The following is a 25,258-nucleotide window of genomic DNA, read 5'->3' as shown; positions in this document are numbered from 1 at the left end:
TGGGCCACGGCTCAACAAAAAGCGCTTTCGCCTTTCGTCGCAGGGCCGAGGTTTGTATCCTTTTCTGCGATTGGGGGGTCGTCCGTGAACCAGCAGAACACAGCCGTTACGCCGATGATGGCGCAATACCTTGAGATCAAGGCGCAATATCCCGGCGCCCTGCTGTTTTATCGGATGGGCGATTTCTATGAGATGTTTTTTGACGATGCCGTCGCTGCCGCCGAGGCGTTGGATATCTCGCTGACCAAACGCGGCAAGCATCTGGGCGAGGATATCCCGATGTGCGGCGTCCCGGTCCATGCCGCCGAAAACTATCTTCTGACCCTGATCCGCAAAGGCTTTCGCGTTGCCGTCGGCGAACAGATGGAAAGCCCGGAAGAGGCCAAGAAGCGCGGCTCCAAATCGGTGGTGAACCGCGATGTGGTGCGGCTGGTCACCCCCGGCACCCTGACCGAGGACACGCTGCTCGACGCCAGGCGGCACAATTACCTCGCCGCCTATGCGCTGGTCCGCGATCAGGGGGCGCTGGCCTGGGTCGATATCTCCACCGGGTCATTCCATGTCACCCCGCTGCCGCCTGTGCGGCTTGGCCCTGAGCTGGCGCGGCTGGCCCCGTCTGAAGTGTTGATTTCAAACCTGAATGAGCCTGATTTCGCCGAAATAGTCTCTGAAAATGGGGCCGCGCTGACCCCGCTCGCCCGCGCTGCCTTTGACAGTGCCAATGGCGAGGCGCGGCTGCTTGCACTGTTCAATCTCGCGACGCTCGATGCCTTTGGCACCTTTTCCCGGGCCGAGCTGGCGGCGATGGGGGCGATTGTCGATTACCTCGACCTGACCCAACGCGGCAAGCTGCCGCTGCTGCGCCCGCCGGTCCGCGAGACCGCAGACCGGGTGATGCAGATCGACGCCGCCACCCGCCGCAATCTGGAACTGACCCATGCGCTGACTGGTGGTCGCGCCGGATCCCTGCTCGCCACCATCGACCGAACCGTCACGGCGGGCGGCGCCCGACTGCTGGAGCGGCGGCTGTCGAGCCCCTCGCGCGACCCGGAGGTGATCGGCGCGCGCCTCGATGCCATCGATTTTTGCGTGGAACAGAGCCGCATTTCGTCTGATCTGCGCGACTTTCTGCGCCGCGTGCCGGACCTTGATCGCGCCCTGTCACGGCTGTCTCTGGATCGCGGCGGCCCGCGCGACCTCGCCGCCATCCGCACTGGGCTGGAGCAGGCCGAAGCCCTGCATGCAAGGCTTGCCGACCAGACGTTGCCACCGCTTCTGGCCACCGTCAGCGCCGATCTGATCGGCCATGACACCCTTCTGGCGCAGCTCGGTGCCGCCTTGATCGCAGAGCCGCCACTGCTGACCCGCGACGGTGGCTTTATCGCACCGGGCTATGATCCTGATCTCGATGCCGCCCGCGAATTGCGCGACGAGGGCCGGGGGGTGATCGCCCGGATGCAGGGCCAATATGCCGAAACCACCGGCATCGCCACGCTGAAGATCAAGCACAACAATGTGCTCGGTTATTTCATCGAGGTCACCGCGACCCATGCCGACAAGATGCTGAAGGAACCGCTCTCCGACAGCTTTCGCCACCGGCAGACCACGGCCAACCAACTGCGCTTCACCACCCCGGAACTGAGCGAGATCGAGACCCGGATTCACAACGCTGCCGGGGCCGCGCTGGAGATCGAAAAGCGTCTCTATGACAGGCTGAAAGTCGCTATTCTCGACTCCGCCCCCATGATCGCCAGCTGCGCTCGGGCCCTGGCAGAATTCGACCTCACCACCGCCCTGGCCGATCTGTCGCGCAGTGAAAGCTGGACCCGCCCGAAGATCACCAATGGCCGGGCCCTGCGCATCGAAGGCGGCCGCCATCCGGTGGTCGAGGCAGCGCTCACCCGTCAGGGCGCGCCCTTCATCGCCAATGATTGCGACCTCTCCGGCGATCCGGCCCGGATCTGGCTGCTGACCGGACCAAACATGGCCGGTAAGTCGACCTTCCTGCGCCAGACCGCGCTGATTGCCCTGCTCGCTCAGATCGGTAGCCATGTGCCCGCGACCCGGGCCGAAATCGGCGTGGTCAGCCAATTGTTCAGCCGGGTCGGCGCCTCTGACGATCTGGCCCGAGGCCGTTCGACCTTTATGGTCGAAATGGTCGAAACTGCCGCGATCCTCAATCAGGCCGACGAAAGCGCGCTGGTGATTCTTGATGAGATCGGCCGCGGCACCGCCACCTATGACGGGCTGTCCATCGCCTGGGCAACGCTGGAACACCTGCATGAGGTCAATGGCTGCCGCGCCCTCTTTGCCACCCATTACCACGAAATGACCGCCCTGGCAGGCAAGCTTGCCGGCGTCGACAACGCCACTGTTGAGGTGCGCGAACATGATGGCGATGTGATTTTTCTCCATGAGGTGCGCAAGGGCGCTGCTGACCGCAGCTATGGCGTGCAGGTCGCGCGGCTGGCCGGTTTGCCCGACAGCGTTGTCGCCCGCGCCCGCGCCATTCTCGATGGGCTGGAAAAAGGCGACCGCGAAGGTGGCAAATCAAAAACCCTGATCGACGACCTGCCGCTTTTTGCCGCCGCCCCTGCCCGGCCCGCCCCCGAGCTCCCCGCAAAACCTTCCGCACTCACCGCCCTGATCGACTCCATGGATCCCGACAATCTCAGCCCGCGCGAAGCCCTCGAGGCGCTCTACCAACTGAAAGCGGCGTCCCGCGAATAACGCGACACGCCGCCCTTCATCTTGCCATAAATATTCCCGCCGGAGGCGCAGATCAGCCATCCGCGCGATCCCGCCGGGCTGGGGCGCCTAGCCGGGTGTCGATGACACCCCGACCTGGGCCGGGCGCAACAGCCGGTCATGCAGCAGGAATCCTTCTGCCGCGACCTGGATGATGTCACCGGCCCGGGTGCCCGGCACCGGTGCCTCGAACATCGCCTGATGCACCTTCGGGTCAAACCGGTCGCCAACTTCCGGCGCAATCGGCTCGATCCCGTGTTTGCGGAACACGTTCATCAATTCCCGCAGGGTCAGCTCGACCCCTTCGATCAGCGCCGCGTTTTCGGCACCCAGATCCTGCGCCGCCTCGACTGCGCGCTTCAGGTTGTCATGCACCGGCAGCATGTCGCGGGCCAGCTTCGAGCCGCCATAATTCTCGGCCTCGCGCCGATCCTTATCCGCGCGCTTGCGCGAGTTTTCGGCATCTGCCAACGCCCGCATGAACCGGTCGCGAAACTCGTCACGCTCGGCGCGCAACGCGTCGATCTCGACAGCCTCGTCGTCCAGCTCTGCCATCTCTTCGGCATAGGCGTCGGCCTCTGCGGCCTCAATATCATCAAGAAAATCGTCGTCTTTCGGCTCAGCCATTCTTCACCTCTAGCTCCGGTCAGAAATCACCCGCCCGACCAGCTGCGCTGTATAGTCCACGATCGGCACGATTCGCCCATAGTTGAGCCGCGTGGGCCCAATGACCCCGACCGCGCCGACGATCTTACGGTCAGCGTTCATATATGGAGAAACCACCAGAGAGGAACCCGTAAGTGAGAAAAGTTTGTTCTCTGAGCCGATAAATATGCGAACCCCCTCGCCCTCTTCGGCCAGTTCCAGGAACTCGGCGATATCGCGCTTGCGCTCAAGGTCGTCGAACAGTTCGCGGATCCGGTCGAGGTCGATGTCCTCGGCGCCCTCGATCAGATTTGCCCGGCCGCGCACGATCAGCCGTTCGTGGCGGTCCCCACCATCCTGCCAGACCGCCATGCCGCTTTCGACCAACGACCGGGCCAGCGAATCGATCTCCTGCCGCCGATGGGTGATTTCGCGTTGAATCACCCCACGCACATCGCTCAGGGTGCGTCCCTCGATCAGCGCATTCAGGAAATTCGCCGCCTCGCGCATCGAACTGTGGGTCTGGCCCGGCGGCGGGTTGAAAATCCGGTTCTCGACATGGCCATCGGCAAAAACCAGCACCACCAGCGCCCGGTCCTGTCCCAGCGCAACGAATTCGATATGCTTGATCGCGGTTTCGCTTTTCGGCGCCAGCACCAGCGAGGCCCCCCTGGTGGCACCGGAGAGAGCGGCGCCAACCCGGTCCAGTATCGCCCCGACATCGGTACCATTGTCACCCACCGTTGCATCAATCAACGCCCGGTCACTGGTTTCGAGGTCGCGCACCTCAAGCAGGCCATCGACAAACATCCTCAGCCCTTGCTGGGTCGGCACCCGCCCCGCCGAAATATGCGGCGAGCCAAGCAGCCCCAGCAATTCCAGATCCTGCATCACATTGCGGATCGTCGCGGCGCTGACCTTTTCATTCATCAGCCGGGTGAGCGTGCGTGACCCCACTGGCCCACCGCTTTCCAGATAGCCCTCGACCACCCGGCGAAACACTTCGCGCGATCGATCATTCAGATCACTGAGAAGCGATCGCTGTTCCGTCATGGGGTTTGTCCAGGCTGTTGGTCTTTCATGGCCTGCCATTAAAGACCGCTGGGCCGAAAAATCAATCAGACTTGCCATCACATCTCGGGAGTGTCATCCCGACGCCCAAACAGGAGGTTCCCCGATGCGGCCATCAGGACGTGAATTGAATCAAATGCGCAGCGTCTCCATCGAGACCGGCGTAACCAAACATGCCGAAGGATCCTGTATGATCCGCATGGGCGATACCCATGTGCTCTGCACCGCGACGATCGAGGATCGGGTGCCGCCGTTCATCAAGGGATCCGGCCTCGGCTGGGTCACCGCCGAATACGGTATGCTGCCCCGCTCGACCACCAGCCGGATGCGGCGTGAGGCGGCGGCGGGCAAACAGGGCGGGCGCACGGTGGAAATCCAGCGGCTGATCGGCCGCTCGCTGCGCGCCGGGGTCGATCGGGTCGCCCTGGGCGAACGCCAGATCACCATTGATTGCGATGTCATTCAGGCCGACGGCGGCACCCGCTGCGCCTCGATCACCGGCGGCTGGGTGGCGCTGCGGCTGGCGGTGAACAAGCTGATGAAGGTCGGCGATGTGAAATCCAATCCGCTGGTCGATCCAGTCGCCGCGGTCTCTTGCGGCCTTTATGCCGGACAGCCGGTGCTCGACCTCGATTATCCTGAGGACAGCGAGGCCGGGGTCGATGGCAATTTCATCATGACCGGCGCCGGGCGGTTGATCGAAGTGCAGATGTCCGCCGAGGGCGCGACCTTTAGCCGTGAACAGATGACCGAGCTTCTCGATCTGGCGCAAAAAGGCGTCGATGAGCTGGTGATTGCGCAAAAGGCCGCAGTCGGTGCGTAGATTCTCCGGCGACCGGCTGATCATCGCGTCGCACAATTCCGGCAAGCTGCGCGAAATCGCGGCTTTGCTGGCGCCCTACGGAGTCACGGTCAGCTCTGCCGCCGAACATGGGCTGGAAGAACCGGAAGAAACCGAAGACACCTTTGCGGCAAACGCCCGGATCAAGGCCCATTTCGCCGCCAAGGCCACCGGGCTCCCCGCCCTCTCGGATGACAGCGGCATCACCGTTGCCGCGCTGGACGGAGCCCCCGGAGTCTATACCGCCGATTGGGCCGAGACCCCAAAGGGCCGCGATTTCACCATGGCGATGACCAGGGTCTGGGATCTGCTTGAGGCCAAGGCGGCGCCGCTGCCGCGCCGGGCCGCGTTTCACTGCACCCTCTGTCTGGCCTGGCCGGATGGCCATGACGAAATTTTCGAAGGCGTCGTTGAGGGCCAATATGTCTGGCCTATGCGGGGCACACGCGGCTTTGGCTTTGACCCGGTGTTTCAGCCGGATGGCGAGTCCGAAACCTTTGGCGAAATGACGCCCGAGCGCAAGCTGCCACTGACCCACCGAACCCGGGCCTTTGAACAGCTGGTGGCCGCCTGTTTTGACTGACCCGATCACAGAAGACTGGCGCAACGGTGGATTTGGACTCTATCTGCACTGGCCATTCTGTGCCGCGAAATGCCCCTATTGCGATTTCAACTCGCATGTTTCCCGTGAAATAGACACTGAATCTTGGCGCCTGACCTATCTGTCCGAGATTGATCGCCATGCCGCGTTGACGCCTGGTCGGCTGTTGAATTCGATCTTTATCGGCGGCGGCACCCCGTCGCTGATGCCGCCCAGCCTGATCGAGGCGATCCTGTCGCGCATCCGCGCGCACTGGCCTTTTGCCAATGACATCGAAATCACCCTAGAGGCCAATCCCGGCTCGGTCGAAGCTGACCGGTTCCGCGCCTATGCCGCCGCTGGGATAAACCGGCTTTCTCTGGGGGTGCAGGCACTGAACGACCGCGATCTACAACGTTTGGGTCGAATCCATTCTGCCTCCGAAGCGCTGGCCGCTTTCGACATCGCCCGTGCCCATTTCGACCGGGTAAGTTTCGATCTGATCTATGCCCGCCAGGATCAAACCGCGGCCGAATGGCAGGCCGAACTGGGTCGCGCGCTTGATCTGGCCGTGGATCACCTGTCGCTCTACCAACTAACCATCGAGCCCGGCACCGCCTTTGCCGACCGCGCCCGGCACGGCGGCTTGCGCGGCCTGCCGTCCGAAGATCTGGCCGCCGACCTTTATGAGCTGACGCAGAGCATGGCCGGTGCCGCCGGGTTTACCAGCTATGAGGTGTCAAACCTCGCCCGGCCCGGCGCCCAATCGCGGCACAACAGCGTTTACTGGCGATATGGAGACTATATCGGCATTGGCCCCGGCGCCCATGGGCGGCTGTCACTCGACGGCCAACGCCACGCAACCGAGGCGTTGCGGATGCCCGGTGACTGGCTGAACGGCGTCAAATCCGGCAGACCGGAGCGCGAGGTCGCGCTGTTGACATCCCGCGATCAGGCCGAGGAATTTCTGCTGATGGGCCTGCGCCTGAGCGAGGGGATTGCACCCAGCCGCTTTGCCGCGCTGTCTGGACAACCGCTGTCTCTGCAACGCGTCGAGGAATTGGTGCGGATCGGCATGTTGGCCCAGGGCCCGGACCGGATCAGCGCCACCGCAGAAGGGCGTCTGGTGCTGAACGCAGTGCTGGCGGAGTTGGTGCGAGATCTGCGATGAGCTGGCTGTGGACGCTGTTCGGTCTGATCTGCCTGTCTCTGGGGGCAATCGGCATTGTCCTGCCCCTGCTGCCAACCGTGCCATTCCTTTTGCTGGCTGCGTTCTGCTTTGCCAAAGGCTCTGAAACTCTGCATAACTGGTTGATTAATCACAAAAAACTTGGACCACCAATCGAGGGCTGGCGGCGAAACGGTGCAATCTCTCGCAACGCAAAGCGCTATGCCACCCTGTCGATCCTGCTGGTCTTTGGCATTTCGCTGGCCACCGGTCTGCGCCCGAAGATTTTGTTGATTCAGGGCGCCACCCTGTGCTGTGTTCTGATCTTTATCTGGAGCCGCCCTAGCGGCCCCCGTTGAGCAACCGGCAGATCGCGTCGAGCCCCTCAAAATCCGCATAACGAATGGTCACCTGCCCGGATTCGCCGCCCGGCTTGTGATCGACACTCACCTTCATGCCGGTTGCAGCGCTCAGATCATTTTCAAGCGCCTTGGTATCGGCATCCTTCCCAGAAGGAGCCGCTTTTTTGGCCGGTTTGGTGTCTGACTCAGCGTCCCCGGCCTTGGCAAGCCGTTCGGTTTCACGGACCGACAGCCCCTGTTTGATCACCCGATTGGCCAGCGCAACCGGATCGGCGGACGTGATCAGGGCGCGGGCATGGCCCATCGACAAGCGTCCCTCGCGGAGAAAGGTCTGAACCTCTTCGGGCAGATGCAGCAACCTGAGGAGGTTGGCGATATGGCTGCGACTTTTTCCAAGCGCCTCGGACACCCGCTCCTGGGTATGGCCAAACCGGTCCATCAACGCGCGATACCCCGCCGCCTCTTCGATCGGGTTGAGGTCGGCGCGCTGGATGTTTTCGATGATCGCCACCTCCAACACTTCGGTGTCGTCAAAGTCGCGGATCACCACCGGCACTTCGTGCAGCTTGGCCATCTGCGCCGCACGCCACCGCCGTTCGCCGGCAACGATCTCGTATTTCGCCGCGCCATTCTGCTTGGCGCGCACGATCAACGGTTGAATGATTCCGCGCTCGCGGATCGAGGCGGCGAGTTCCTCCAACTGGTCTTGGGTAAAGCTGCGGCGCGGCTGGTCTGGATTCGGTGCAATATCTTCGATCGGCACATGGGAATCCGCGCGGCGTGGCGCGGTGGCGCCATTGTCGGTTCCGACATCCGCCATCAACGCGGATAATCCACGCCCCAACCCGCGGGTTTTCGGTTTATCGCTCATGTCATGCCCTCCCTCAGGCCGCTGCCGCTCGCTGACGGTCGAGAAGCTCTTGGGCCAGCGCGCGATAGGCGGCGGCCCCTTTTGATTCCGCATCATATTCCAGCACCGGCATCGCAAACGACGGCGCCTCGCTGACCCGAACGTTCCGCGGGATCACCGTCTGGAACACCATATCACTCAGGTTTTCCCTAGCATCCATTTCAACCTGCCGGGACAGGTTGTTGCGCGCATCATACATGGTCAACACCACGCCCTCGATCCGCAGTTCCGGATTGGCGGTCTGCCGCACCTCACGAATTGTGGTGATCAGCTGTGTCAGCCCCTCGAGCGCGAAAAACTCACTCTGCAACGGAACCAGAACCGAATTCGCGGCAACCATCGCATTGACGGTCAGCACGTTCAACGAAGGCGGGCAATCGATCAGGATGAAATCGTAGCCCAGGTCTTCGATCACCGGTTGGCGCAGGGCATCATGCAACAGAAAGCTGCGTTTTTCGCTGGCCATCATCTCAAGGTCGGCTGAGCTCAAGTCGACCGTGGCGGGAATGATATGCAGATTTTCGATATCGGTGGTCAGAATGATTTCCGCCAAATCGGTTTCGCCTAGCAGCAAATCATAGGTGGTCAGATCGCGATCCCCGGCGTCGATGCCGAGGCCGGTTGAGGCATTGCCTTGCGGATCGAGATCGACCACCAGCACCCGATTACCCAGCTCAACCAGGCCAGCGCCCAGATTAATGGTTGTCGTGGTCTTGCCAACACCACCCTTTTGATTGGCCACGGCAATGACCTTAGGGTGGCGAGCACGAAATACGTTAGACACGGGCGACATCTCCGACCTTTAGGACCACAGAATCCGGGTTTGTTTTACTCGGGACAGCATCATAGTGAAAGCGCCAGTGTGCTTGCGCCGCTTCAATTTCGGCGCGCCAGCTCTGACCTTTGGGAAAAATCGAAACACCACCGGGGCGCTGATGACGTTCGGTGAAGGTCAGAAGCCGGGTCAATGGTGCCAAAGCGCGGGCAGTTAGAATATCCGCCTGTAGCGGCGCGGTTTCTTCGATCCGCTCAGCGACAACCTGAGCCTTGGTGTTGGTTTCGCGAAGGGCGGTGCGCAGAAAGGCCGATTTTCTTTGGTCTGATTCAACCAGGATCATGGAGCCGTCGTTGCTCTCACCGAGCAGGATCGCGATGACGAGACCGGGAAAGCCGCCGCCGCTGCCAAGATCAGCCCACTTGCTTGCCCAGGGCGCGAGAGAGAAGATCTGTGCGGAATCAACAATATGACGACTCCAGACTTCGTTGAGCGTCGCAGGCGATACCAGATTGATCGAGCTGTTCCATTTGGTAAGAATCTGGACATAGGCCTCCAGACGCTCGATTGTTTCACGTGAAACATTCAAATCTGCCAAAGCGCCCTGCATCACGCGGATTTCCGGCCTAGACGTCGCAGCCACGCCAGCAACAAAGTCAACGCCGCTGGGGTTACCCCTTCAATTGCCGCAGCCTGCGCCATGTTGGCCGGCCTTAGCGCCGCAAACTTGGTCCGCAGCTCATTGGACAACCCGGTGACCGAATGAAAATCAAAGTCCGCCGGGATCACCAGCATCTCATCCCGTTTTATCGCAGCGATATCCTTGTCCTGCCGGGCAATATAGTTGGCATAGGTGGCGTCCCGCTTGAGCTGAACCGCCGTTTCCTCGGAAATCTCGCCAAGCGCCGGATCCAGAGTGAGCAAATCACTCACTCCTGCATCAGGTAGCGCAAGAACCTGCAACAGGGTTCGCTTTGATCCATCCGCACTAAATTTCAGACCGCAGGCAGCAAGCTGTTTTGGCGTATATTCCTTCGACTCCAACAGCGCCCGCCCTGCGGTAAGCGCCGCCATCTTTGTCAGAAAGCTGGTTTTGCGCGCCCCACCGACACAGCCAAGCGTAATGCCCTGCTCCGTCAATCGCTGATCGGCGTTGTCGGCGCGCAGTGACAGACGGAATTCGGCACGGGACGTGAACATTCGATACGGCTCCGTCACGCCACGTGACGTCAGATCGTCGATCATCACCCCGATATAGGAATTCGTTCGACTGAACGCGGCAGGTTCAGCGTCCAATGCCCGTGCAGCGGCGTTCAGCCCGGCAACCATACCCTGCGCCGCGGCCTCTTCATATCCCGTGGTGCCGTTGATTTGACCGGCAAGATACAACCCCGGCACCACCTTGACGCCCAAAGACAGGTCCAGCGCACGCGGATCGACATAATCATATTCGATGGCGTAGCCCGGTTGTACGATGGTCGCGCTCTCAAGCCCGAGAATGGAGTGAACATAAGCTTCCTGAACATCGGCAGGCAGTGAGGTCGAAATTCCGTTTGGATAGATCGTGGTGTCATTCAACCCCTCGGGTTCAAGAAACACTTGATGCGAGGTCTTGTCCGCGAAGCGCACCACTTTATCCTCTATCGAAGGACAATAGCGGGGGCCGATGCCGTCGATAAATCCGCCATACATGGCTGACCGGGTGATGTTTTTCTGAATGATCTCATGGGTCCGCTCGTTTGTATGCGTGATCCCACAAGAAATCTGTCGCGCTACCGGCTTGTCTGACAGAAAAGAGAACAACACCGGGTCCTCGTCGCCGGCCTGCGAGCCCAGCACATCCCAGTTGATGGTGCGCCCGTCCAGCCGAGGAGGTGTGCCGGTTTTCAACCGTCCGAGCGGCAGGCCAAAGCCATCAATCCGCTCAGCCAGCCTGACCGAAGGTGCATCGCCCATCCGGCCTCCGGGCCGGGAGTCATCGCCAATATGGATCACCCCTCGCAGGAATGTCCCGGTTGTGAGCACGACAGCGGGCGCAGTCAGGTCGGTTCCATCCGCCAGAGACACCCCGACAACCGCGTCACCCTGGAGAATAAGGTCGACCGCCTCGCCCACCACTATCACAAGATTCGGCTGTGACTGCATCTCGCGCAGCATGGCTGCGCGATAAAGACTGCGATCCGCCTGAGCTCTTGGTCCCTGCACCGCAGGGCCCTTGCGTCGGTTCAACAACCGAAATTGAATACCTGCCGCGTCTGCAACCCGGCCCATCACCCCGTCAAGCGCGTCGACCTCGCGCACCAAATGGCCTTTACCAAGGCCGCCGATTGCCGGGTTACACGACATCACCCCGATGCCATCGAGCTTGAGCGTAACCAAAGCCGTGCGCGCGCCACGACGTGCCGCGGCATGCGCGGCCTCACAGCCTGCGTGGCCTCCACCGATGACAATGACGTCGAAAGAATGTTCCACGTGAAACAATTCCTATTTTCCGATACAGAAAGAAGAAAAAATCTCGTCGAGCAGATTCTCGACATCGACCCGTCCTACCAGAGAATCCAGCGCTCGAATAGCCGAACGGATCTCTTCAGCCACCAAATCAATCTCGCCACCGTCATCGACCATCGCCAGGCTGGTTCCCAGATGTTGCTCTGCCCGGGACAGCGCCTGCCGATGCCGCTCGCGGGTTGCGGTACCGGCCCCAGCCGCGCGTTGTTCGAGAATCTCACGAATCCTCTGAACAAGATCGCCAACACCCTGCCCGGTCAGCCCGGACACCCCTTCCCCAAAAACATCCGCCTTTGCGCCGACCAAAATGTCATCGGGTAAAAAATCAACCTCAGGCGCTTCGCCGTCCATCGTCAGAACAATCCGCAGATCAGCCTGGGCAGCGCGGCGCCTGGCCCGTTCGATTCCAATGGATTCGACCACATCCACTGTTTCCCGCAGACCCGCCGTGTCCAGAATCGTCACCGCCAACCCGCCGAGGTCCATCCGGACCTCGATCACATCTCGGGTCGTCCCGGCAACTTCTGAAGTGATCGCAGCGTCTCGCCCCGCAAGCGCGTTCAACAGCGTCGATTTCCCAACATTCGGTGCCCCGAGGATCGCCACCTCAAAGCCATTGCGCACCCGTTCGGCCATCCCGACCCCAGCGCATTCGCCTCTGACATCATCCAAAACCTCGCTCAACAGAACAGCCACTTCCGGCATCACATCGATCGGGACATCCTCATCGACAAAATCAATCCCGGTTTCAACCAATGCCGCAGCGCGGATCAAATTGCCGCGCCAGGTGGCAGCAAGGTCGCCCAACCGGCCTTCCAGCACCCGCATCGCCTGACGTCGCTGCGCCTCTGTCTCCGCGTCGATCAGATCGGCAAGGCCCTCGACCTGTGCCAGATCGAGCTTGCCATTCTCCATCGCCCGCCGGGTGAACTCCCCGGCCTCGGCCGGCCGCAGCCCGTCGATCCCGCCCAAAACCGCCAGGACCGCGCCAACCACCGCGGTGCTGCCATGCAAGTGGAATTCAACCACGTCTTCGCCGGTAAAGGAATTACCGCCGCGAAACCCCAGGATCAGAGACTGATCCAACGTCGATCCGTCCGGTGCCCGAAGTGTGCGCAATCCGGCCCGACGCGGGGCCGGCATCTCACCGGCGAGGGCCTGCCCGGCCTCCCAGGCCAGATCACCGGAGACCCGCACCACCGCCACACCGGCTGCGCCGGGTGCCGTCGCCAAGGCGAAAATCGTGTCCATGGTAAACTCCGGATTGCTGGCCCGTTGCCAGCAAAATCAAGTGTTCATTGAATCAAAGAAATCGGCATTCGATTTGGTTTGCCGCAGCTTGCCGATCAGGAACTCGATCGCATCCGTCGTTCCCATCGGGTTCAGGATTCGCCGCAGAACAAAGGTTTTCTGCAGATCAACCTTGTCGACCAACAATTCCTCTTTCCTGGTGCCAGACTTGAGGATGTCCATCGCCGGGAACACCCGCTTGTCCGCAACCTTGCGATCCAGAACAATTTCCGAGTTGCCGGTGCCTTTGAATTCCTCAAAGATCACCTCGTCCATCCGGCTGCCGGTGTCGATCAATGCGGTTGCGATGATGGTCAGGCTGCCGCCCTCTTCGATGTTCCGCGCCGCGCCAAAGAACCGCTTCGGTCGTTGCAGCGCATTCGCATCCACACCACCGGTCAAAACCTTGCCCGAAGACGGCACCACTGTGTTGAATGCTCTACCAAGTCTTGTGATTGAATCGAGCAGGATCACAACATCGCGTTTATGCTCAACCAGGCGCTTGGCCTTTTCGATGACCATTTCGCTAACCGCAACGTGCCGGGTCGCCGGTTCGTCAAAGGTCGAAGACACGACCTCACCCTTCACCGAACGCTGCATGTCGGTCACTTCTTCCGGCCGCTCGTCGATCAGCAACACGATCAGGTAGCATTCCGGGTGGTTCTTCTCGATCGAATTGGCGATGTTCTGCAGCAGCACCGTCTTACCGGTGCGCGGCGGCGCGACGATCAGGCTCCGCTGGCCCTTGCCGATTGGCGCCACCAGATCGATGATCCGCGCCGAGCGATCCTTGATCGTCGGGTCCTGAACCTCCATCGTCAGCCGTTCATCAGGATAAAGCGGCGTGAGGTTGTCAAAGGCGATCTTGTGACGGGCTTTTTCCGGCGATTCAAAATTGATTGCCCCGATGGTGGTCAGCGCAAAATAGCGCTCATTCTCCTCGGGGGCTTTCATCAGCCCTTCGATGGTGTCGCCCGTGCGCAATGAATGCTGGCGGATCATCTCGGGAGAGACATAGATATCATCCGGGCCCGGCAGATAGTTGGCTTCGGTCGAGCGCAGGAATCCGAACCCGTCCTGAAGCACCTCGAGCACCCCGTCGCCACCGATTTCCCAGCCCTCATCCGCCATTTCGCGGAGAATCTGGAACATCATTTCGCCCTTGCGCATGACGCTGGCGTTCTCGATCTCCAGCTCTTCCGCCATCGACAACAGGTCTTTGGGGCTTTTTGCCTTGAGATCGGCAAGGTTCAAACGTTCAACGCTCATGGAAATATCCCAAACCAGCCGCAGGGGCATCGGTTTTATCATTTGTAAGGGTAACACACCGCCCGGACGGGCAGGTTGAGCAGCGATATAGGCCCGGGGCCTGTCGGAGTCAATCCGGGCTCAGAACCGCACCACGACCGAGATCACGATCAGGATCATCAGCAGCGTCGGCACTTCGTTCATCACCCGATAGCGCCGACCAGGCAGAGTGTTCTGACCAACTGCAAAATCCTTGCACCGCATGCCCAGCCAATAATGGAACCAGGTCATCACCAGAACAGAGGCGGCCTTGGTCCAGGGCCAGATCATCGACCAATCCACGATCCCAGGGGTAAAAACCAGTACCAGGCCAAACAGCCAGGTCGCGATCATCGCTGGACTCATGATCAGACGAAACAGTTTGCGCTCCATCTCCCGGAACAGCGTGTCGGTCTCAGTTCCTGGCGTCACCTGTTCGCTGTGATAGACAAACAGTCGAGGCAAGTAGAAAATCCCCGCCATCCAAGAGATCACCGAGATGATGTGAAGCGCCTTGGCCCAGGGGTAGAGATCACTGAATATCTGACTCATTTCCACGCCTCGTTGCCCGTCCCCCTCTTAATAATAAAGAATATATATAGAAAGATGATGTTGTAGTAGGCACCGGTTTTTCTGTGGATCCTTGGGTTTATGGCGGTTTGCCCCCAGTCAGGTCCGGGTGTGGGTAAAGCTGTGATAAAAAATCTTCTGGACAGGGATAATTCAGAAAAATACGTTTATAAACAACTAATTATATACAAATCATGCGTTAAAATGGTCGTTGATAGAATCCTTGGCATCTGTCGCGAAACATAGGGGCTGGGGATCAGCCACTTGTTCTTTTCCCTAGAGGGATGAGATGAAACAGACCGGCTGAGCTGAGGCGGGATTTTCCCCGGCTTGAAATCCGACCGGGTTTTCCCCAATACGCTCCTGCCACTTGGCCAAGGTTTCACAGGGGTTATCAACATGGCACAGACTGTCGTTCTGGCCTCGGGCTCGGCTACCCGCGCCGCGTTGTTGCGCCAGGCAGGTATCGATTTTCAGATCCGCCCGGCCCCGATCGACGAAGTGGCCCTGCGTCAATCGCTGGCGGCTGAAGGGATCAGCCCGCGCGATCAATCCGATGCTCTGGCAGAAATGAAGGCGCAGCGGGTCAGTATGAAACACCCCGACGCCCTGGTCATCGGCTCGGATCAGATCCTTGCTCTTGGCGCCCAGGTCTTTGGCAAATCCGACACCCGCGAGGCGGCGCGCGATACCTTGACCCAGCTGCGCGGCCAGCGGCATTCGCTGTTTTCCGCCGCCGTCATCTATGAGGCCGGGCAACCGATCTGGCGGCATGTGAGCGAGGTCAAGCTGCAGATGCGGGCGATTTCCGACGCCTATCTTGACGCCTATCTCGACCGGAACTGGCCTGAGGTCGCCGGATCCGTCGGTGGCTATCATATCGAAGCCGAAGGCATTCGCTTGTTCTCCACCATCAGTGGCGACTATTTTGCAATTCTGGGAATGCCGCTGCTGCCGCTGCTGGCATTTCTGACCACGAAAGGGGTGATCGACGGATGAGCAACGCAAAGATTCCGCTGGCTGGCGTCATCGGCCATCCGGTTGCACATTCACTGTCGCCGCGTTTGCACGGCTATTGGCTGCGCCGGTTCGGCCTGCCTGGACATTATATTCCGATGGATGTGGCGCCTGCCGATCTGGAAACCATCCTGCGTACCCTGCCCAAGGCCGGGTTCGTCGGCGTCAACATCACCGTGCCACACAAGGAGACGGTGATGAAAATTGCCGACCTGATCACCGATCGGGCGATCCTGATCGGCGCGGCAAATACCCTGGTGTTTGGCGAAAACGGCAAGATTCGCGCTGACAATACGGATGGCTTCGGATTCATCGAAAACCTGCGGCAAGGCGCGCCGGGCTGGCGTCCTGCCGATGGTCCGGGGCTTATGTTGGGCGCAGGTGGCGCGGCGCGGGCGGTGATATCATCACTGCTGGATGCCGGGATGCGCGAGATACAGATCGCCAACCGCACCCGGGCGCGCGCTGAACGTCTGGTCAGCGAATTTGGCCCCCGGATCAAGGTGGTTGATTGGGTGCAGGCCGGCAATGCCATCGAAGACGCGGCATTGGTTATCAACACCACTTCGCTGGGGATGACCGGCAAGCCCGATCTGCGGGTGCCCTTTGACGGATTCCATCGCGGTCAGGTGGTCACCGATCTGGTCTATTCGCCGCTGCGTACCCCGATGTTGATGGCCGCCGAGGCCGCGGGGTGCACCACGGTGGATGGGCTTGGCATGTTGCTGTATCAGGCGGTGCCGGGGTTCGAACGCTGGTTCGGCCGTCGGCCCGAAGTTGATGATCAAACCCGGAGGCATGTTCTGGCATGACGTTTCTACTTGGCCTGACAGGCTCAATTGGTATGGGCAAAAGCACCACCGCCGCAATGTTCGCTGAAGCCGGCTGCGCGGTTTGGGACGCGGATGCCGCGGTGCACAGACTCTATTCCGCAGGGGGCAAGGCCGTCGCGCCGATGGCCGAGGCGTTTCCCGAAGCGATTGTCGATGGCGCCGTATCGCGCGATGTGCTGCGCCAGGTCCTCTCTACCGAACCGGACGCGCTGCGCCGGATCGAGACCATTGTTCATCCGCTGGTCGGCGAGGACCGCCAGGCGTTTATCGCCGCCGCGACCGCCGATATTGTGGTGCTCGACATTCCGCTGCTGTTTGAGGGCGGCAATCAGGGCCGGATGAACGCTGTGGTCGTCGCCTCGGCCCCCGAAGAGGTGCAACGCGACCGGGTTCTGGCCCGCGGCACGATGAGCGAGGCCCAGTTCGAGGCGATCAAGGCCAAGCAGATGCCGGATTCTGAAAAACGGGCGCTGGCGGATTACATCGTCAACACCGACACGCTGGATCATGCCCGCGAGCAGGTGCAGGCGATTGTGGCGGATATCAGGGGCAAGCAGCGCGATGCGTGAAATCGTTCTGGATACTGAAACCACCGGCTTTGAGCCGGATCAGGGCGACCGGATCGTCGAGATCGGTGCGGTGGAATTGTTCAATCACGTTCCCACCGGCGAGACATATCACGTTTATATCAATCCGCAGCGCGACATGCCGTCGGGTGCTTTTGAGGTGCACGGCCTGTCCGAGGAGTTTCTGGCAGACAAACCGGTTTTCGCCGATATCGCTCAGGATTTTCTGGATTTCATCGGCGACGCCAGGCTGGTGATCCACAATGCCAGTTTCGACATGAAGTTTCTGAATGCCGAACTGAGCTGGCTGAAGCGGCCCCGCCTGCCCGATGAACAGGCGCTTGATACGCTGGCCATAGCCCGGCGAAAATTTCCCGGCTCTCCAGCCTCGCTTGACGCGCTTTGCCGCCGATTCGGGATCGACAATTCGGCGCGCACCCTGCACGGCGCGCTGCTCGACAGTGAAATCCTGGCCGAGGTCTATCTTGAGTTGATCGGCGGTCGTCAGCCGGATTTCGCGCTCGCCTCCGGACCACGATCCGCCGCCGATGTCGCGGCCGAGCCTGATTGGCGGCCGCAGCCGCGCCCCAGACCGCTGCCGCCGCGGTTGAGCGAAATGGAAAAGGCCGCGCACGAGGAATTCGTGGCGGCCCTTGGCGGCAATCCGGTCTGGAATCGGGTCAGCTGACCTGCGATCAGGCCTGCGCAACCTGCGAACGACGCGCCATTTCCTGACGGAACAATTGCAGGAAATCGATGTTTTCCAGGTTCAGCGGCGGGAAGCCGCCATCGCGGGTCACATCGCTGACGATGCGGCGCAGGAACGGAAAGATCTGACGCGGGCATTCGATCAGCAGAAACGGCTGCAACTGGTCATCCGGCACGCCTTCGATGTGGAACAGCCCGACATAATCGACTTCGAGCAGAAACAGTGTCGTGTCGGTGTCCTTGACCGATGAATTCACGTTCAGCTTGATCGCCACCTCGTATTGATGATCGACCTCACGCTTGGCGGTCTGCAATCCGACCTGCACCTCGACATTGGGCACATATTCGCCCTTGGCCGGTTTGCGGCACAGAATGTTTTCGAACGACATGTCGCGAATATACTGATTCAGAACGGTGAATCGGATTTCAGGCTGGGCTGCTGCCGGGGCGGCCCCGTTTGCGTCCGTCATCTAGAATGCTCCCAAGATTGGCATATTTGGCCGCTTCCTATCAGCAGTTTTGATGCGTCTCAATGCTTCGTCCAATGCGAGGGCTGATGGGTCGGTCGCTTGGCCGGATCGACCTCGGTGAATTCGCCCTCGATCACCTCGGGGATTGCGGTTTCCGGGCGCGGACGCGGGCGCTGCTGCGGCCCTGTGGTGAATTCCTGAACATGGACATGGCGCCGCCCCCAGGTAAATGCGGCCCGGCGCACTGCCGGAATCAACAGCAGAAACCCGAGGGTGTCGGTAAAGAAACCAGGTGTCAGCAACAGGGCCCCGGCAAACAGCACCATCGCGCCCTCGGCCAATGGCTCTGCCGGATTGGACAATTCGGAAAAGCTTTGCCTGATCCGGTTCAACACCAGGGCGCCCTGGCTGCGCACCAGCCAGGTGCCCAGGATCGCCGTCAACAACACAATGGCCAGGGTCCAGCCCAGGCCGATGGCTCCGCCAACCTGGATGAACAAGGCAATCTCGATCATCGGGATTGCGATAAAGGCGACGAACAACCACATAACATATGCTCCTAACAAGGCGGCATGGTGGACTTGCCCACACCGCTCACCTACATAGGGATGCAAGTCGTGGCTTGCCATGCCCGCCAATGAGGATCTTAATGAACTCGCCCATCCTACAGCTGCTCGTGTTGGCCGGAATCGCCGTCTTTCTGATCCTGCGCCTGCGCAGCGTCCTTGGCACCCGCGAGGGGTTTGAAAAACCGCCGCTGCCACAGCCCGGCGCCGAACCGGTTCGCAAGCGCAGCTTTGATGTGATCGAGGGTGGCGCGGATCGCGATATCATCGATCATGTGCCCGAGGGCAGCCCGGCCGCCAAAGCGCTTGAGGCGATGAAGCGGGCCGAGCCCTCGTTCAACGTCAGCGGATTCCTGACCGGCGCGCGCGGTGCCTATGAAATGATTCTGATGAATTTCGAACGCGGCGAACTGGCCGCGATCAAGCCATTCCTGGCGACCGAGGTCTATGACAGCTTTTCCGAAGTGGTCTCGATGCGCGAACAACAGGGGCTTCAGATCGAAGCTGATTTTGTTGGGCTCAAGGAACTGACCCTGGTCGATGCGACCTATGACGCCGTTACCCATGAGGCCGAGTTGAGCGTGCGCTTTATCGGTCAACTGACCTCGGTGGTGCGCGACAGGGGCGGCGATATTGTTGAAGGCAAGCCTGGTGAGGCCAAGACCCAGCGCGACACCTGGACCTTTGCCCGCCAGATGGGATCTGATGATCCCAACTGGCTGCTTGTCGCCACTGGCGAATGATCAGGCGCTGGCTTGCGGCTCTGGCGGCAGGCTTGATGATGGCGGGCGCATCCACCGGCGGCGCCGCCGGGCCTGAGGTCAGCCACACGATCCTGTCATTCGATCAGCTGAATGACTGGGACAAGGACGATCATGCCGCCGCGCTGGCGGTTTTCGTCGAAACCTGTACCGATATGGACGAACCGGACTGGCGCATCCTGTGCGCCGCGGCCCAGAACCAGAAAAGCGCCAAGGTTTTCTTTGAGCTGTTCTTTCGCCCGGTCCTGATCGAAGACGGCGAGCCTGGCCTGTTCACCGGTTATTTCGAACCCGAACTCGACGGCTCTCTCACCCCGAACGCCCGCTATCGCTATCCGGTCTACCGGATGCCGCCCGAAGCACGGGGCGGCACCTGGCTCAGCCGCCGGGCGATCGAGGAAAGCGACCGGATGCGCGGGCGCGGGTTGGAAATCGCCTGGGTCGATGATCCGGTCGAACTGTTCTTTTTGCAGATCCAGGGGTCCGGACGGATCCGGCTGGATAATGGCGGCGCCATCCGGGTCGGCTATGCCGGTGCCAATGGCCACCCCTATCGCTCCATCGGGCAGGAATTGGTACGTCGCGGTGTGTACAAGGCGCATCAGGTCTCAGCCCAGGTGATCCGCAGCTGGGTCAATCGCAATCCCGTCGACGGGATGGAATTGCTGCGCCACAACCCCTCTTATGTGTTCTTTCGCACCGTGTCGCATGTACCGGCGTCCAAAGGGCCGCTTGGGGCGATGAACCGCTCGATCACCCCGCTGCGCTCGATCGCCGTCGATCCGCGCTACACGCCGCTCGGCGCGCCGGTCTGGATCGAGAAGGAAGGGCAGGGCCCGATGCATCGGCTGATGGTTGCCCAGGACACTGGATCGGCCATCAAGGGCGCACAACGGGCGGATATCTTTTTTGGTACCGGTGATGTGGCGGGCCGCACGGCCGGGCGGTTGCGCGATGGCGGGCGCATGGTGGTGTTGATGCCGATCCAGCGCGCCTATGCGATGCTGACTGAGGATCCGGGATGAGCAGGCGGCTAAAACCGGATGAGGCCGAGCTTTGGCGGAAGGTGGCGGAAAGCACCCAGAGACTGCATCAAGACCGCCGCAGACCGACGCCGGAGGCCGCCAAACCCAAGCCGAAACAGACCCTGATACAGCCCGATCCACATCCTGACTTCCATATCGGGCAATCGGCCTATGATCGGGGGCCGTCGCATGACATCCTGCATCCGATCCGTGACCGCCTGGCCAAGGCGCCAATCCAGATGGATCGCAAGGCACATGCCAAGATGACCCGTGGCAAGCTGGCGCCAGAGGCACGGGTCGATCTGCATGGCATGACCCTCGACCGCGCACATGGGGTGCTGACCGGGTTTATCCTGCGCGCCAGCGGCGAGGGCAAACGCCTGGTTCTGGTGATCACCGGCAAGGGCCGCGACCGCGACGATGGCGATCCGATCCCGGTGCGGCGCGGGGTGCTGCGCCATCAGGTGCCGCATTGGCTGAGCACGCCACCGCTGGCGGCGCTGGTGTTGCAGATCACCCCGGCACATCTGCGCCATGGCGGCGACGGCGCCTATTACATCTACTTGCGGCGAAGTCGTTGAGCGGACGGGCTCAAACCGTCAAGGTCGCCGCCGCCGAAGGCCGTGCCGCCATTCGTGCGAACCAGGGTTGCAGCGCCGCATGTGCCGGATCCAGTGTCATCACATTGCGCATCGCCGCGAAATCGACAAAGGCAAACAGCATCACATCGGCCAGCGTCATCCGCGCCCCGGCAAGGTAGGGCCCCTTGCCGATCTGCGCGTTCAGCCAGGCCTCGCCATCATGCGCCAGCAGCAGCAGATCTGGCGCGGCCTCAGGCAGGCAGCGCATCCGGTTGGCGAACAGGGGCAGGCCCGGACCGTAGCGATAGGCGTCGATCATCGGCCGCACATAGAGGTTTTCCACCCGGCGCAACCACATCCGGGTTTCCCCGCGTTCCGCCGGGTTAGAGCCGATCAGCGCCGGTTCCGGGTGCAGCTCTTCCAGGTATTCGCAGATCGCCAGGGTCTCGGCGATGACCTGACCATCGGGCAGCCGCAGCGCCGGCATCTGACCGCCGGGATTGAGCTTGAGATAGGCGTCGCGCCGGTTCTCGCCACCGCGCAGATCGACCAGGGTTTCCGGGATCTCCAGACCCTTTTCCTCCGCACACATCCGCACCAGCCGCGGGTTCGGCCCAATCGAGATGAACAGTTGATGATGTGCCAGGCTCATAGCACAAACCGGCTGATATCGATGTTCTCGGCCAGCTTGCCGACGTTTTTCTGCACGAACTCTGCGTCGATCACCACCTCGTCACCGCCGCGATCCGGGGCGGTGAACGACAATTCCTCGAACACCCGTTCGATCACCGTATAGAGCCGCCGGGCGCCGATATTTTCGACATTGGCATTCACGTCTGCCGCGATCCGCGCAATCGCGGCAATGCCATCCTCGGTAAAGCTGACCTTGACCTCTTCGGTCCCCATCAGCGCGGCATATTGCAGGGTCAGCGCATTGTCGGTTTCGGTCAGGATACGGACAAAATCCGCCTCGGTCAGTGGTCGCAGCTCGACCCGGATCGGCAGCCGTCCCTGCAATTCCGGCAGCAGGTCCGACGGTTTGGCGATATGGAATGCACCGGAGGCGATGAACAGGATATGGTCGGTTTTCACCGGCCCGTGCTTGGTGCTGACGGTGGTGCCCTCGATCAGCGGCAGCAGATCGCGCTGCACGCCCTCGCGGCTGACGTCGCCGCCACGCACATCGGCGCGGGCACAGACCTTGTCGATCTCGTCCAGAAACACGATGCCGTTTTCCTCGACCGCCTTCAGCGCCGCGATCTTGACCTGTTCGTCATCGAGCAGCTTGTCGGCCTCTTCGCTGATCAGAACGTCATAGCTGTCGCGCACCCTGAGGCGCTTGGTCGTGGTGCGCCCGCCGAAGGCCTTGCCGAACAGATCGCCAAGATTCATCATCCCCATCTGACCGCCGCCGGGCTGGCCGGGAATGTCCATCATCCCCATGGGCGAGGCGGTGTCGGCAAGCTCAATCTCGATTTCCTCGTCATCGAGCAAGCCGTCCTTCAGCTTCTTGCGAAAGATCTCGCGGGTGCCTTCGCGGGCATCGACCCCGGCAATCGCTTCGATCACCCGATCCTCGGCGGCCCGATGCGCGGCGGCCTTCACGTCTTCGCGCATGTAGTCGCGCGTCGTGGCCATCGCCGCATCGACCAGATCGCGCACGATCTGTTCGACATCGCGGCCGACATAGCCGACCTCGGTGAATTTCGTTGCCTCAACCTTGATGAACGGCGCCCGCGCCAGTTTCGCCAGGCGACGCGAAATCTCGGTCTTGCCGACGCCGGTGGGGCCGATCATCAGGATGTTCTTTGGATAGACCTCGTCGCGCAGATCGTCGGGCAGGTGTTGCCGGCGCCAACGGTTGCGCATGGCGACGGCGACGGCGCGCTTGGCGTCATTCTGGCCGATGATATAGCGGTCGAGCTCCGAGACGATTTCGCGGGGGGTCAGATCGGTCATTTTGGTCCTTTCGGTTGGCGGCGGCTCAGCAGTCGATTTTTCGGAAAATCCGTGCTAGGCGCCAATCGTTTCAACCGTGAGATTTCCGTTGGTATAGACACAGATATCGGCGGCAATCGCCATCGCTTTGCGGGCGATCTGTTCGGCGCTCTGGTCGCTGTCCATCAGCGCCCGCGCGGCGGCCAGCGCGTAGTTGCCGCCCGACCCGATGGCAGTCACATCATGTTCGGGTTCCAGCACGTCACCGGCGCCGGTGATCACAAAGATGTCCGTGCCATCGCTGACGATCAGCATCGCCTCAAGCTTTTGCAGGTATTTGTCGGTGCGCCAATCCTTGGCCAGTTCGACGCTTGCCCGGGCCAATTGACCCGGCGTCGCCTCAAGCTTGGCCTCCAGCCGTTCGAGCAGGGCAAAGGCATCGGCGGTGGATCCGGCAAAGCCCGCCACCACATCATGTCCGCCGGGGCTGAGGCGGCGCACCTTGCGCGCCGTGCCTTTCATCACCGTCTGGCCGATCGATACCTGGCCGTCACCGGCAATCACCACCTGGCCGCCCTTGCGAACCCCGATGATCGTGGTGCCGTGCCAACCCGGAAAACTAGTCTCAGCCATACGAAACCTCCTGCAATGGTTCCGTCTATATGCGGGCTGGACCGCCGCGCGGCAAGGGCAGGTCTTGCCTGAGCGGACCCTGACCACTAGCGTCGCGCCCATGCAAAAGACCCCGGTGCGGTTCCATCTCGATCCCGATTTGCTGACCAGCGTCCGCGCTGGGCAGCACAACTTTTTCGCCAAGGTGACTGAGGTGGTGCAAGAGGCCGGGCTGACGGTCGAATTGCTGGAAAACAGCCCCCAGGGACGTATCGCCGTCGCCACATTACCAGGCTATGACCTGTTCCACATGGATGCGCCGACCCATGACCGGGCGCTGACCGTCAGAAGGGTCTATCACTACCCGTTCTGGGCAATCGAGCGATCCGCGCAGCGTTGGAATTGGCATGTCGCCGGGCAGGATTTTCCAGCCACCGGCGATCCGGACGCGGCGACGCGCTTTGCCCGGTTCTGGCGCAAGCGGCTGTTCGGCAACCGATCCACAGGTCACGACGGCTATGTCTATATCCCGCTTCAGGGGCGGATCCGCGAACACCGCTCGTTTCAGACCTGTGCCCCGATCGACATGATCGCCGCGACGCTCAGGCATGATCCTGTCCGTCCGGTTATTGCCACCCTGCATCCCAACGAGATCTATGATGCCGCTGACATCCAGGCACTGGAGGATCTGGCCCGACAACACCCGCGCCTGAGCATCGCAAAGGGCGACATGGCGCAGCATCTCGCCGCCTGCGATTATGTGGTCACCCAGAATTCTTCTGCCGCCTTCAACGGTTATTTCTTCGCCAAGCCCTGCGTGTTGTTCGCGCGGATCGATTTTCATCACATCGCCGCCAATGTCGCCGATCTGGGTGAACCCGCTGCCTTTGCAGAAGTCACCCGGATGCGCCCTGATTACGCGGGCTATCTGCATTGGTTCTGGCAGGTGATGGCGATCAACGCCGGGCGACCCGAGGCTGAGGCGCAGATTGCCGCCGCCCTGCGCCGCGGTGGCTGGCCGGTCTAGGCAAAGGAAAACGGGCACCAAATGGCGCCCGCATCCGATTCAGATTGTGTGATCCGATCAGATCGAGTCGGTGATCCAGCTTTGCAGCGCCGCTTTCGGTGCCGCGCCGGTGCGGTTCGAAACGATCTCGCCGTTCTTGAAGATGAACAGCGCCGGGATGCCGCGCACCCCCATCGACATCATCGAATTCGGGTTGGTATCGGCGTCGACCTTGACGATCTTGACCTTGCCAGCCAGCTCTTCGGACAATTCTTCCAGCGACGGGCCGATCTGTTTGCAGGGCCCGCACCATTCGGCCCAGACATCCACCACCACGGGCAGGTCGGAATTGATCACTTCGGTTTCGAAGGTGTCGTCGGTTGCGGCTACGGTCGCCATTGCCATGCTCCCAGGCTGAAA

Annotated in this window: 28 protein-coding genes; 13 read left to right on the top strand and 15 right to left on the bottom strand. The window is 61.2% G+C overall.

The genetic code is table 11. The annotated features are described in order from the left end of the window. Positions 1-114 precede the first annotated feature (114 nt). The gene (gene mutS / locus P1U48_RS05855; protein WP_301068134.1) at positions 115-2,730 is read left to right on the top strand and encodes a DNA mismatch repair protein MutS; all 2,616 of its coding nucleotides are present in this window, start codon (positions 115-117) and stop codon (positions 2,728-2,730) included. A gap of 87 nt (positions 2,731-2,817) precedes the next feature. Here mutS and P1U48_RS05850 read toward each other — a convergent pair whose 3' ends face one another. Both P1U48_RS05850 and hrcA read right to left on the bottom strand, forming a co-directional pair. Then, the gene (locus P1U48_RS05850) at positions 2,818-3,375 is read right to left on the bottom strand and encodes a nucleotide exchange factor GrpE (RefSeq protein ID WP_301067972.1); all 558 of its coding nucleotides are present in this window, start codon (positions 3,373-3,375) and stop codon (positions 2,818-2,820) included. 9 nt (positions 3,376-3,384) lie between these two features. Further along, positions 3,385-4,446 (bottom strand): heat-inducible transcriptional repressor HrcA, encoded by a 1,062-nt coding sequence (gene hrcA, locus P1U48_RS05845; protein WP_301067970.1) that lies wholly within the window; start codon positions 4,444-4,446, stop codon positions 3,385-3,387. A 124-nt stretch (positions 4,447-4,570) separates the two neighbouring features. Here hrcA and rph point away from each other — a divergent pair, with 124 nt between their 5' ends. Genes rph through P1U48_RS05825 form a run of 4 tightly spaced genes read left to right on the top strand, consistent with a single transcriptional unit; the run spans position 4,571 to position 7,412 of the window. Then, entirely contained in the window at positions 4,571-5,287 is a 717-nt protein-coding gene (gene rph / locus P1U48_RS05840; protein ID WP_301067969.1) for a ribonuclease PH, read from the top strand. After that, positions 5,280-5,888, top strand: coding sequence for an RdgB/HAM1 family non-canonical purine NTP pyrophosphatase (rdgB, locus tag P1U48_RS05835; protein ID WP_301067967.1), 609 nt, complete (start codon positions 5,280-5,282; stop codon positions 5,886-5,888). Before rph ends, rdgB begins: the two co-directional genes overlap by 8 nt. Positions 5,889-5,892: 4 nt before the next feature. Beyond that, positions 5,893-7,056: a radical SAM family heme chaperone HemW gene (gene hemW, locus P1U48_RS05830; RefSeq protein ID WP_301068133.1), complete on the top strand. Its 1,164-nt coding sequence runs from the start codon at positions 5,893-5,895 to the stop codon at positions 7,054-7,056. Next, a complete protein-coding gene (locus tag P1U48_RS05825) occupies positions 7,053-7,412 on the top strand; it encodes a YbaN family protein (protein ID WP_301067966.1) in 360 nt (119 codons plus the stop codon). The genes hemW and P1U48_RS05825 overlap by 4 nt, the downstream gene beginning before the upstream one ends. Here P1U48_RS05825 and P1U48_RS05820 read toward each other — a convergent pair. The 7 genes from P1U48_RS05820 to hemJ all read right to left on the bottom strand — a co-directional run bounded on the left by P1U48_RS05820 (position 7,396) and on the right by hemJ (position 14,737). Next, on the bottom strand, positions 7,396-8,286 hold the full coding sequence (locus tag P1U48_RS05820; protein ID WP_301067964.1) for a ParB/RepB/Spo0J family partition protein: 891 nt from the start codon (positions 8,284-8,286) through the stop codon (positions 7,396-7,398). The genes P1U48_RS05825 and P1U48_RS05820 overlap by 17 nt on opposite strands. A 13-nt stretch (positions 8,287-8,299) precedes the next feature. After that, entirely contained in the window at positions 8,300-9,118 is an 819-nt protein-coding gene (locus P1U48_RS05815) for an AAA family ATPase (RefSeq protein ID WP_301067962.1), read from the bottom strand. Then, positions 9,102-9,710: a 16S rRNA (guanine(527)-N(7))-methyltransferase RsmG gene (gene rsmG, locus P1U48_RS05810; protein WP_301067961.1), complete on the bottom strand. Its 609-nt coding sequence runs from the start codon at positions 9,708-9,710 to the stop codon at positions 9,102-9,104. The genes P1U48_RS05815 and rsmG overlap by 17 nt, the downstream gene beginning before the upstream one ends. Then, the gene (gene mnmG, locus P1U48_RS05805; RefSeq protein ID WP_301067959.1) at positions 9,710-11,572 is read right to left on the bottom strand and encodes a tRNA uridine-5-carboxymethylaminomethyl(34) synthesis enzyme MnmG; all 1,863 of its coding nucleotides are present in this window, start codon (positions 11,570-11,572) and stop codon (positions 9,710-9,712) included. The genes rsmG and mnmG overlap by 1 nt, the downstream gene beginning before the upstream one ends. Positions 11,573-11,584: 12 nt before the next feature. After that, on the bottom strand, positions 11,585-12,859 hold the full coding sequence (gene mnmE / locus P1U48_RS05800; RefSeq protein ID WP_301067957.1) for a tRNA uridine-5-carboxymethylaminomethyl(34) synthesis GTPase MnmE: 1,275 nt from the start codon (positions 12,857-12,859) through the stop codon (positions 11,585-11,587). 36 nt (positions 12,860-12,895) lie between these two features. Next, positions 12,896-14,167: a transcription termination factor Rho gene (rho, locus tag P1U48_RS05795; protein WP_301067955.1), complete on the bottom strand. Its 1,272-nt coding sequence runs from the start codon at positions 14,165-14,167 to the stop codon at positions 12,896-12,898. A gap of 120 nt (positions 14,168-14,287) precedes the next feature. Further along, on the bottom strand, positions 14,288-14,737 hold the full coding sequence (gene hemJ / locus P1U48_RS05790; protein WP_301067954.1) for a protoporphyrinogen oxidase HemJ: 450 nt from the start codon (positions 14,735-14,737) through the stop codon (positions 14,288-14,290). 417 nt (positions 14,738-15,154) lie between these two features. On the opposite strand from hemJ, the gene P1U48_RS05785 reads away from it, so the two are divergent. The 4 genes from P1U48_RS05785 to dnaQ are packed head-to-tail and all read left to right on the top strand — an operon-like array spanning position 15,155 to position 17,859. Continuing rightward, the gene (locus P1U48_RS05785; protein ID WP_301067952.1) at positions 15,155-15,754 is read left to right on the top strand and encodes a Maf family protein; all 600 of its coding nucleotides are present in this window, start codon (positions 15,155-15,157) and stop codon (positions 15,752-15,754) included. Continuing rightward, complete coding sequence (locus P1U48_RS05780; protein WP_301067950.1) at positions 15,751-16,584, top strand: shikimate dehydrogenase; 834 nt, start codon at positions 15,751-15,753, stop codon at positions 16,582-16,584. Before P1U48_RS05785 ends, P1U48_RS05780 begins: the two co-directional genes overlap by 4 nt. Then, positions 16,581-17,174 (top strand): dephospho-CoA kinase, encoded by a 594-nt coding sequence (gene coaE, locus P1U48_RS05775; RefSeq protein ID WP_301067949.1) that lies wholly within the window; start codon positions 16,581-16,583, stop codon positions 17,172-17,174. Before P1U48_RS05780 ends, coaE begins: the two co-directional genes overlap by 4 nt. Next, complete coding sequence (gene dnaQ, locus P1U48_RS05770) at positions 17,167-17,859, top strand: DNA polymerase III subunit epsilon (protein ID WP_301067947.1); 693 nt, start codon at positions 17,167-17,169, stop codon at positions 17,857-17,859. The genes coaE and dnaQ overlap by 8 nt, the downstream gene beginning before the upstream one ends. Positions 17,860-17,866: 7 nt before the next feature. Here the strand turns inward: dnaQ and secB are convergent, their stop codons facing one another. Beyond that, positions 17,867-18,349, bottom strand: a complete 483-nt coding sequence (secB, locus tag P1U48_RS05765) for a protein-export chaperone SecB (RefSeq protein WP_301067945.1) — start codon at positions 18,347-18,349, stop codon at positions 17,867-17,869. Positions 18,350-18,408: 59 nt separating this feature from the next. Next, positions 18,409-18,897: an FxsA family protein gene (locus P1U48_RS05760; protein ID WP_301067944.1), complete on the bottom strand. Its 489-nt coding sequence runs from the start codon at positions 18,895-18,897 to the stop codon at positions 18,409-18,411. A 101-nt stretch (positions 18,898-18,998) separates the two neighbouring features. On the opposite strand from P1U48_RS05760, the gene P1U48_RS05755 reads away from it, so the two are divergent. Genes P1U48_RS05755 through P1U48_RS05745 form a run of 3 tightly spaced genes read left to right on the top strand, consistent with a single transcriptional unit; the run spans position 18,999 to position 21,282 of the window. After that, positions 18,999-19,658, top strand: a complete 660-nt coding sequence (locus P1U48_RS05755) for a Tim44/TimA family putative adaptor protein (RefSeq protein WP_301067943.1) — start codon at positions 18,999-19,001, stop codon at positions 19,656-19,658. A 38-nt stretch (positions 19,659-19,696) separates the two neighbouring features. Beyond that, positions 19,697-20,701: a murein transglycosylase A gene (locus P1U48_RS05750; RefSeq protein WP_301067942.1), complete on the top strand. Its 1,005-nt coding sequence runs from the start codon at positions 19,697-19,699 to the stop codon at positions 20,699-20,701. Beyond that, entirely contained in the window at positions 20,698-21,282 is a 585-nt protein-coding gene (locus P1U48_RS05745) for a Smr/MutS family protein (RefSeq protein WP_301067941.1), read from the top strand. Before P1U48_RS05750 ends, P1U48_RS05745 begins: the two co-directional genes overlap by 4 nt. Before the next feature lie 10 nt (positions 21,283-21,292). Here P1U48_RS05745 and P1U48_RS05740 read toward each other — a convergent pair whose 3' ends face one another. Genes P1U48_RS05740 through hslV form a run of 3 tightly spaced genes read right to left on the bottom strand, consistent with a single transcriptional unit; the run spans position 21,293 to position 23,853 of the window. Continuing rightward, complete coding sequence (locus P1U48_RS05740) at positions 21,293-21,934, bottom strand: glutathione S-transferase family protein (RefSeq protein WP_301067940.1); 642 nt, start codon at positions 21,932-21,934, stop codon at positions 21,293-21,295. Then, positions 21,931-23,241, bottom strand: a complete 1,311-nt coding sequence (hslU, locus tag P1U48_RS05735) for an ATP-dependent protease ATPase subunit HslU (RefSeq protein ID WP_301067938.1) — start codon at positions 23,239-23,241, stop codon at positions 21,931-21,933. Before hslU ends, P1U48_RS05740 begins: the two co-directional genes overlap by 4 nt. Positions 23,242-23,295: 54 nt before the next feature. Further along, the gene (gene hslV, locus P1U48_RS05730) at positions 23,296-23,853 is read right to left on the bottom strand and encodes an ATP-dependent protease subunit HslV (RefSeq protein ID WP_301067937.1); all 558 of its coding nucleotides are present in this window, start codon (positions 23,851-23,853) and stop codon (positions 23,296-23,298) included. 100 nt (positions 23,854-23,953) lie between these two features. Here hslV and P1U48_RS05725 point away from each other — a divergent pair, with 100 nt between their 5' ends. Continuing rightward, a complete protein-coding gene (locus tag P1U48_RS05725; RefSeq protein WP_301067935.1) occupies positions 23,954-24,859 on the top strand; it encodes a hypothetical protein in 906 nt (301 codons plus the stop codon). A 57-nt stretch (positions 24,860-24,916) separates the two neighbouring features. On the opposite strand, the gene trxA is transcribed toward P1U48_RS05725, so the two are convergent. Continuing rightward, on the bottom strand, positions 24,917-25,237 hold the full coding sequence (gene trxA / locus P1U48_RS05720; protein ID WP_301067934.1) for a thioredoxin: 321 nt from the start codon (positions 25,235-25,237) through the stop codon (positions 24,917-24,919). Between the last annotated feature and the right edge of the window lie 21 nt (positions 25,238-25,258).

The sequence above is a fragment of the Pseudooceanicola sp. genome (assembly GCF_029213205.1).
Taxonomy (GTDB): domain Bacteria; phylum Pseudomonadota; class Alphaproteobacteria; order Rhodobacterales; family Rhodobacteraceae; genus Pseudooceanicola.
The sequence above is the reverse complement of the archived record's forward strand: the minus strand, read 5'-3'. Positions and strand labels throughout refer to the sequence as shown.

What these genes read in the sequence shown, in the direction of transcription:
- P1U48_RS05740 (WP_301067940.1), bottom strand. Translation starts at nt 21,934, where the DNA reads ATGAGCCTGGCACATCATCAACTGTTCATCTCGATTGGGCCGAACCCG.
- P1U48_RS05850 (WP_301067972.1), bottom strand. Translation starts at nt 3,375, where the DNA reads ATGGCTGAGCCGAAAGACGACGATTTTCTTGATGATATTGAGGCCGCA.
- P1U48_RS05755 (WP_301067943.1), top strand. Translation starts at nt 18,999, where the DNA reads ATGAACTCGCCCATCCTACAGCTGCTCGTGTTGGCCGGAATCGCCGTC.
- coaE (WP_301067949.1), top strand. Translation starts at nt 16,581, where the DNA reads ATGACGTTTCTACTTGGCCTGACAGGCTCAATTGGTATGGGCAAAAGC.
- P1U48_RS05820 (WP_301067964.1), bottom strand. Translation starts at nt 8,286, where the DNA reads ATGAGCGATAAACCGAAAACCCGCGGGTTGGGGCGTGGATTATCCGCG.
- mnmE (WP_301067957.1), bottom strand. Translation starts at nt 12,859, where the DNA reads ATGGACACGATTTTCGCCTTGGCGACGGCACCCGGCGCAGCCGGTGTG.
- secB (WP_301067945.1), bottom strand. Translation starts at nt 18,349, where the DNA reads ATGACGGACGCAAACGGGGCCGCCCCGGCAGCAGCCCAGCCTGAAATC.
- P1U48_RS05760 (WP_301067944.1), bottom strand. Translation starts at nt 18,897, where the DNA reads ATGTGGTTGTTCGTCGCCTTTATCGCAATCCCGATGATCGAGATTGCC.
- P1U48_RS05750 (WP_301067942.1), top strand. Translation starts at nt 19,697, where the DNA reads ATGGCGGGCGCATCCACCGGCGGCGCCGCCGGGCCTGAGGTCAGCCAC.
- dnaQ (WP_301067947.1), top strand. Translation starts at nt 17,167, where the DNA reads ATGCGTGAAATCGTTCTGGATACTGAAACCACCGGCTTTGAGCCGGAT.
- rho (WP_301067955.1), bottom strand. Translation starts at nt 14,167, where the DNA reads ATGAGCGTTGAACGTTTGAACCTTGCCGATCTCAAGGCAAAAAGCCCC.
- hemJ (WP_301067954.1), bottom strand. Translation starts at nt 14,737, where the DNA reads ATGAGTCAGATATTCAGTGATCTCTACCCCTGGGCCAAGGCGCTTCAC.
- mutS (WP_301068134.1), top strand. Translation starts at nt 115, where the DNA reads ATGATGGCGCAATACCTTGAGATCAAGGCGCAATATCCCGGCGCCCTG.
- P1U48_RS05780 (WP_301067950.1), top strand. Translation starts at nt 15,751, where the DNA reads ATGAGCAACGCAAAGATTCCGCTGGCTGGCGTCATCGGCCATCCGGTT.
- hslV (WP_301067937.1), bottom strand. Translation starts at nt 23,853, where the DNA reads ATGGCTGAGACTAGTTTTCCGGGTTGGCACGGCACCACGATCATCGGG.
- rsmG (WP_301067961.1), bottom strand. Translation starts at nt 9,710, where the DNA reads ATGCAGGGCGCTTTGGCAGATTTGAATGTTTCACGTGAAACAATCGAG.
- hslU (WP_301067938.1), bottom strand. Translation starts at nt 23,241, where the DNA reads ATGACCGATCTGACCCCCCGCGAAATCGTCTCGGAGCTCGACCGCTAT.
- P1U48_RS05815 (WP_301067962.1), bottom strand. Translation starts at nt 9,118, where the DNA reads ATGTCGCCCGTGTCTAACGTATTTCGTGCTCGCCACCCTAAGGTCATT.
- P1U48_RS05785 (WP_301067952.1), top strand. Translation starts at nt 15,155, where the DNA reads ATGGCACAGACTGTCGTTCTGGCCTCGGGCTCGGCTACCCGCGCCGCG.
- P1U48_RS05825 (WP_301067966.1), top strand. Translation starts at nt 7,053, where the DNA reads ATGAGCTGGCTGTGGACGCTGTTCGGTCTGATCTGCCTGTCTCTGGGG.
- P1U48_RS05725 (WP_301067935.1), top strand. Translation starts at nt 23,954, where the DNA reads ATGCAAAAGACCCCGGTGCGGTTCCATCTCGATCCCGATTTGCTGACC.
- hrcA (WP_301067970.1), bottom strand. Translation starts at nt 4,446, where the DNA reads ATGACGGAACAGCGATCGCTTCTCAGTGATCTGAATGATCGATCGCGC.
- P1U48_RS05745 (WP_301067941.1), top strand. Translation starts at nt 20,698, where the DNA reads ATGAGCAGGCGGCTAAAACCGGATGAGGCCGAGCTTTGGCGGAAGGTG.
- rph (WP_301067969.1), top strand. Translation starts at nt 4,571, where the DNA reads ATGCGGCCATCAGGACGTGAATTGAATCAAATGCGCAGCGTCTCCATC.
- trxA (WP_301067934.1), bottom strand. Translation starts at nt 25,237, where the DNA reads ATGGCGACCGTAGCCGCAACCGACGACACCTTCGAAACCGAAGTGATC.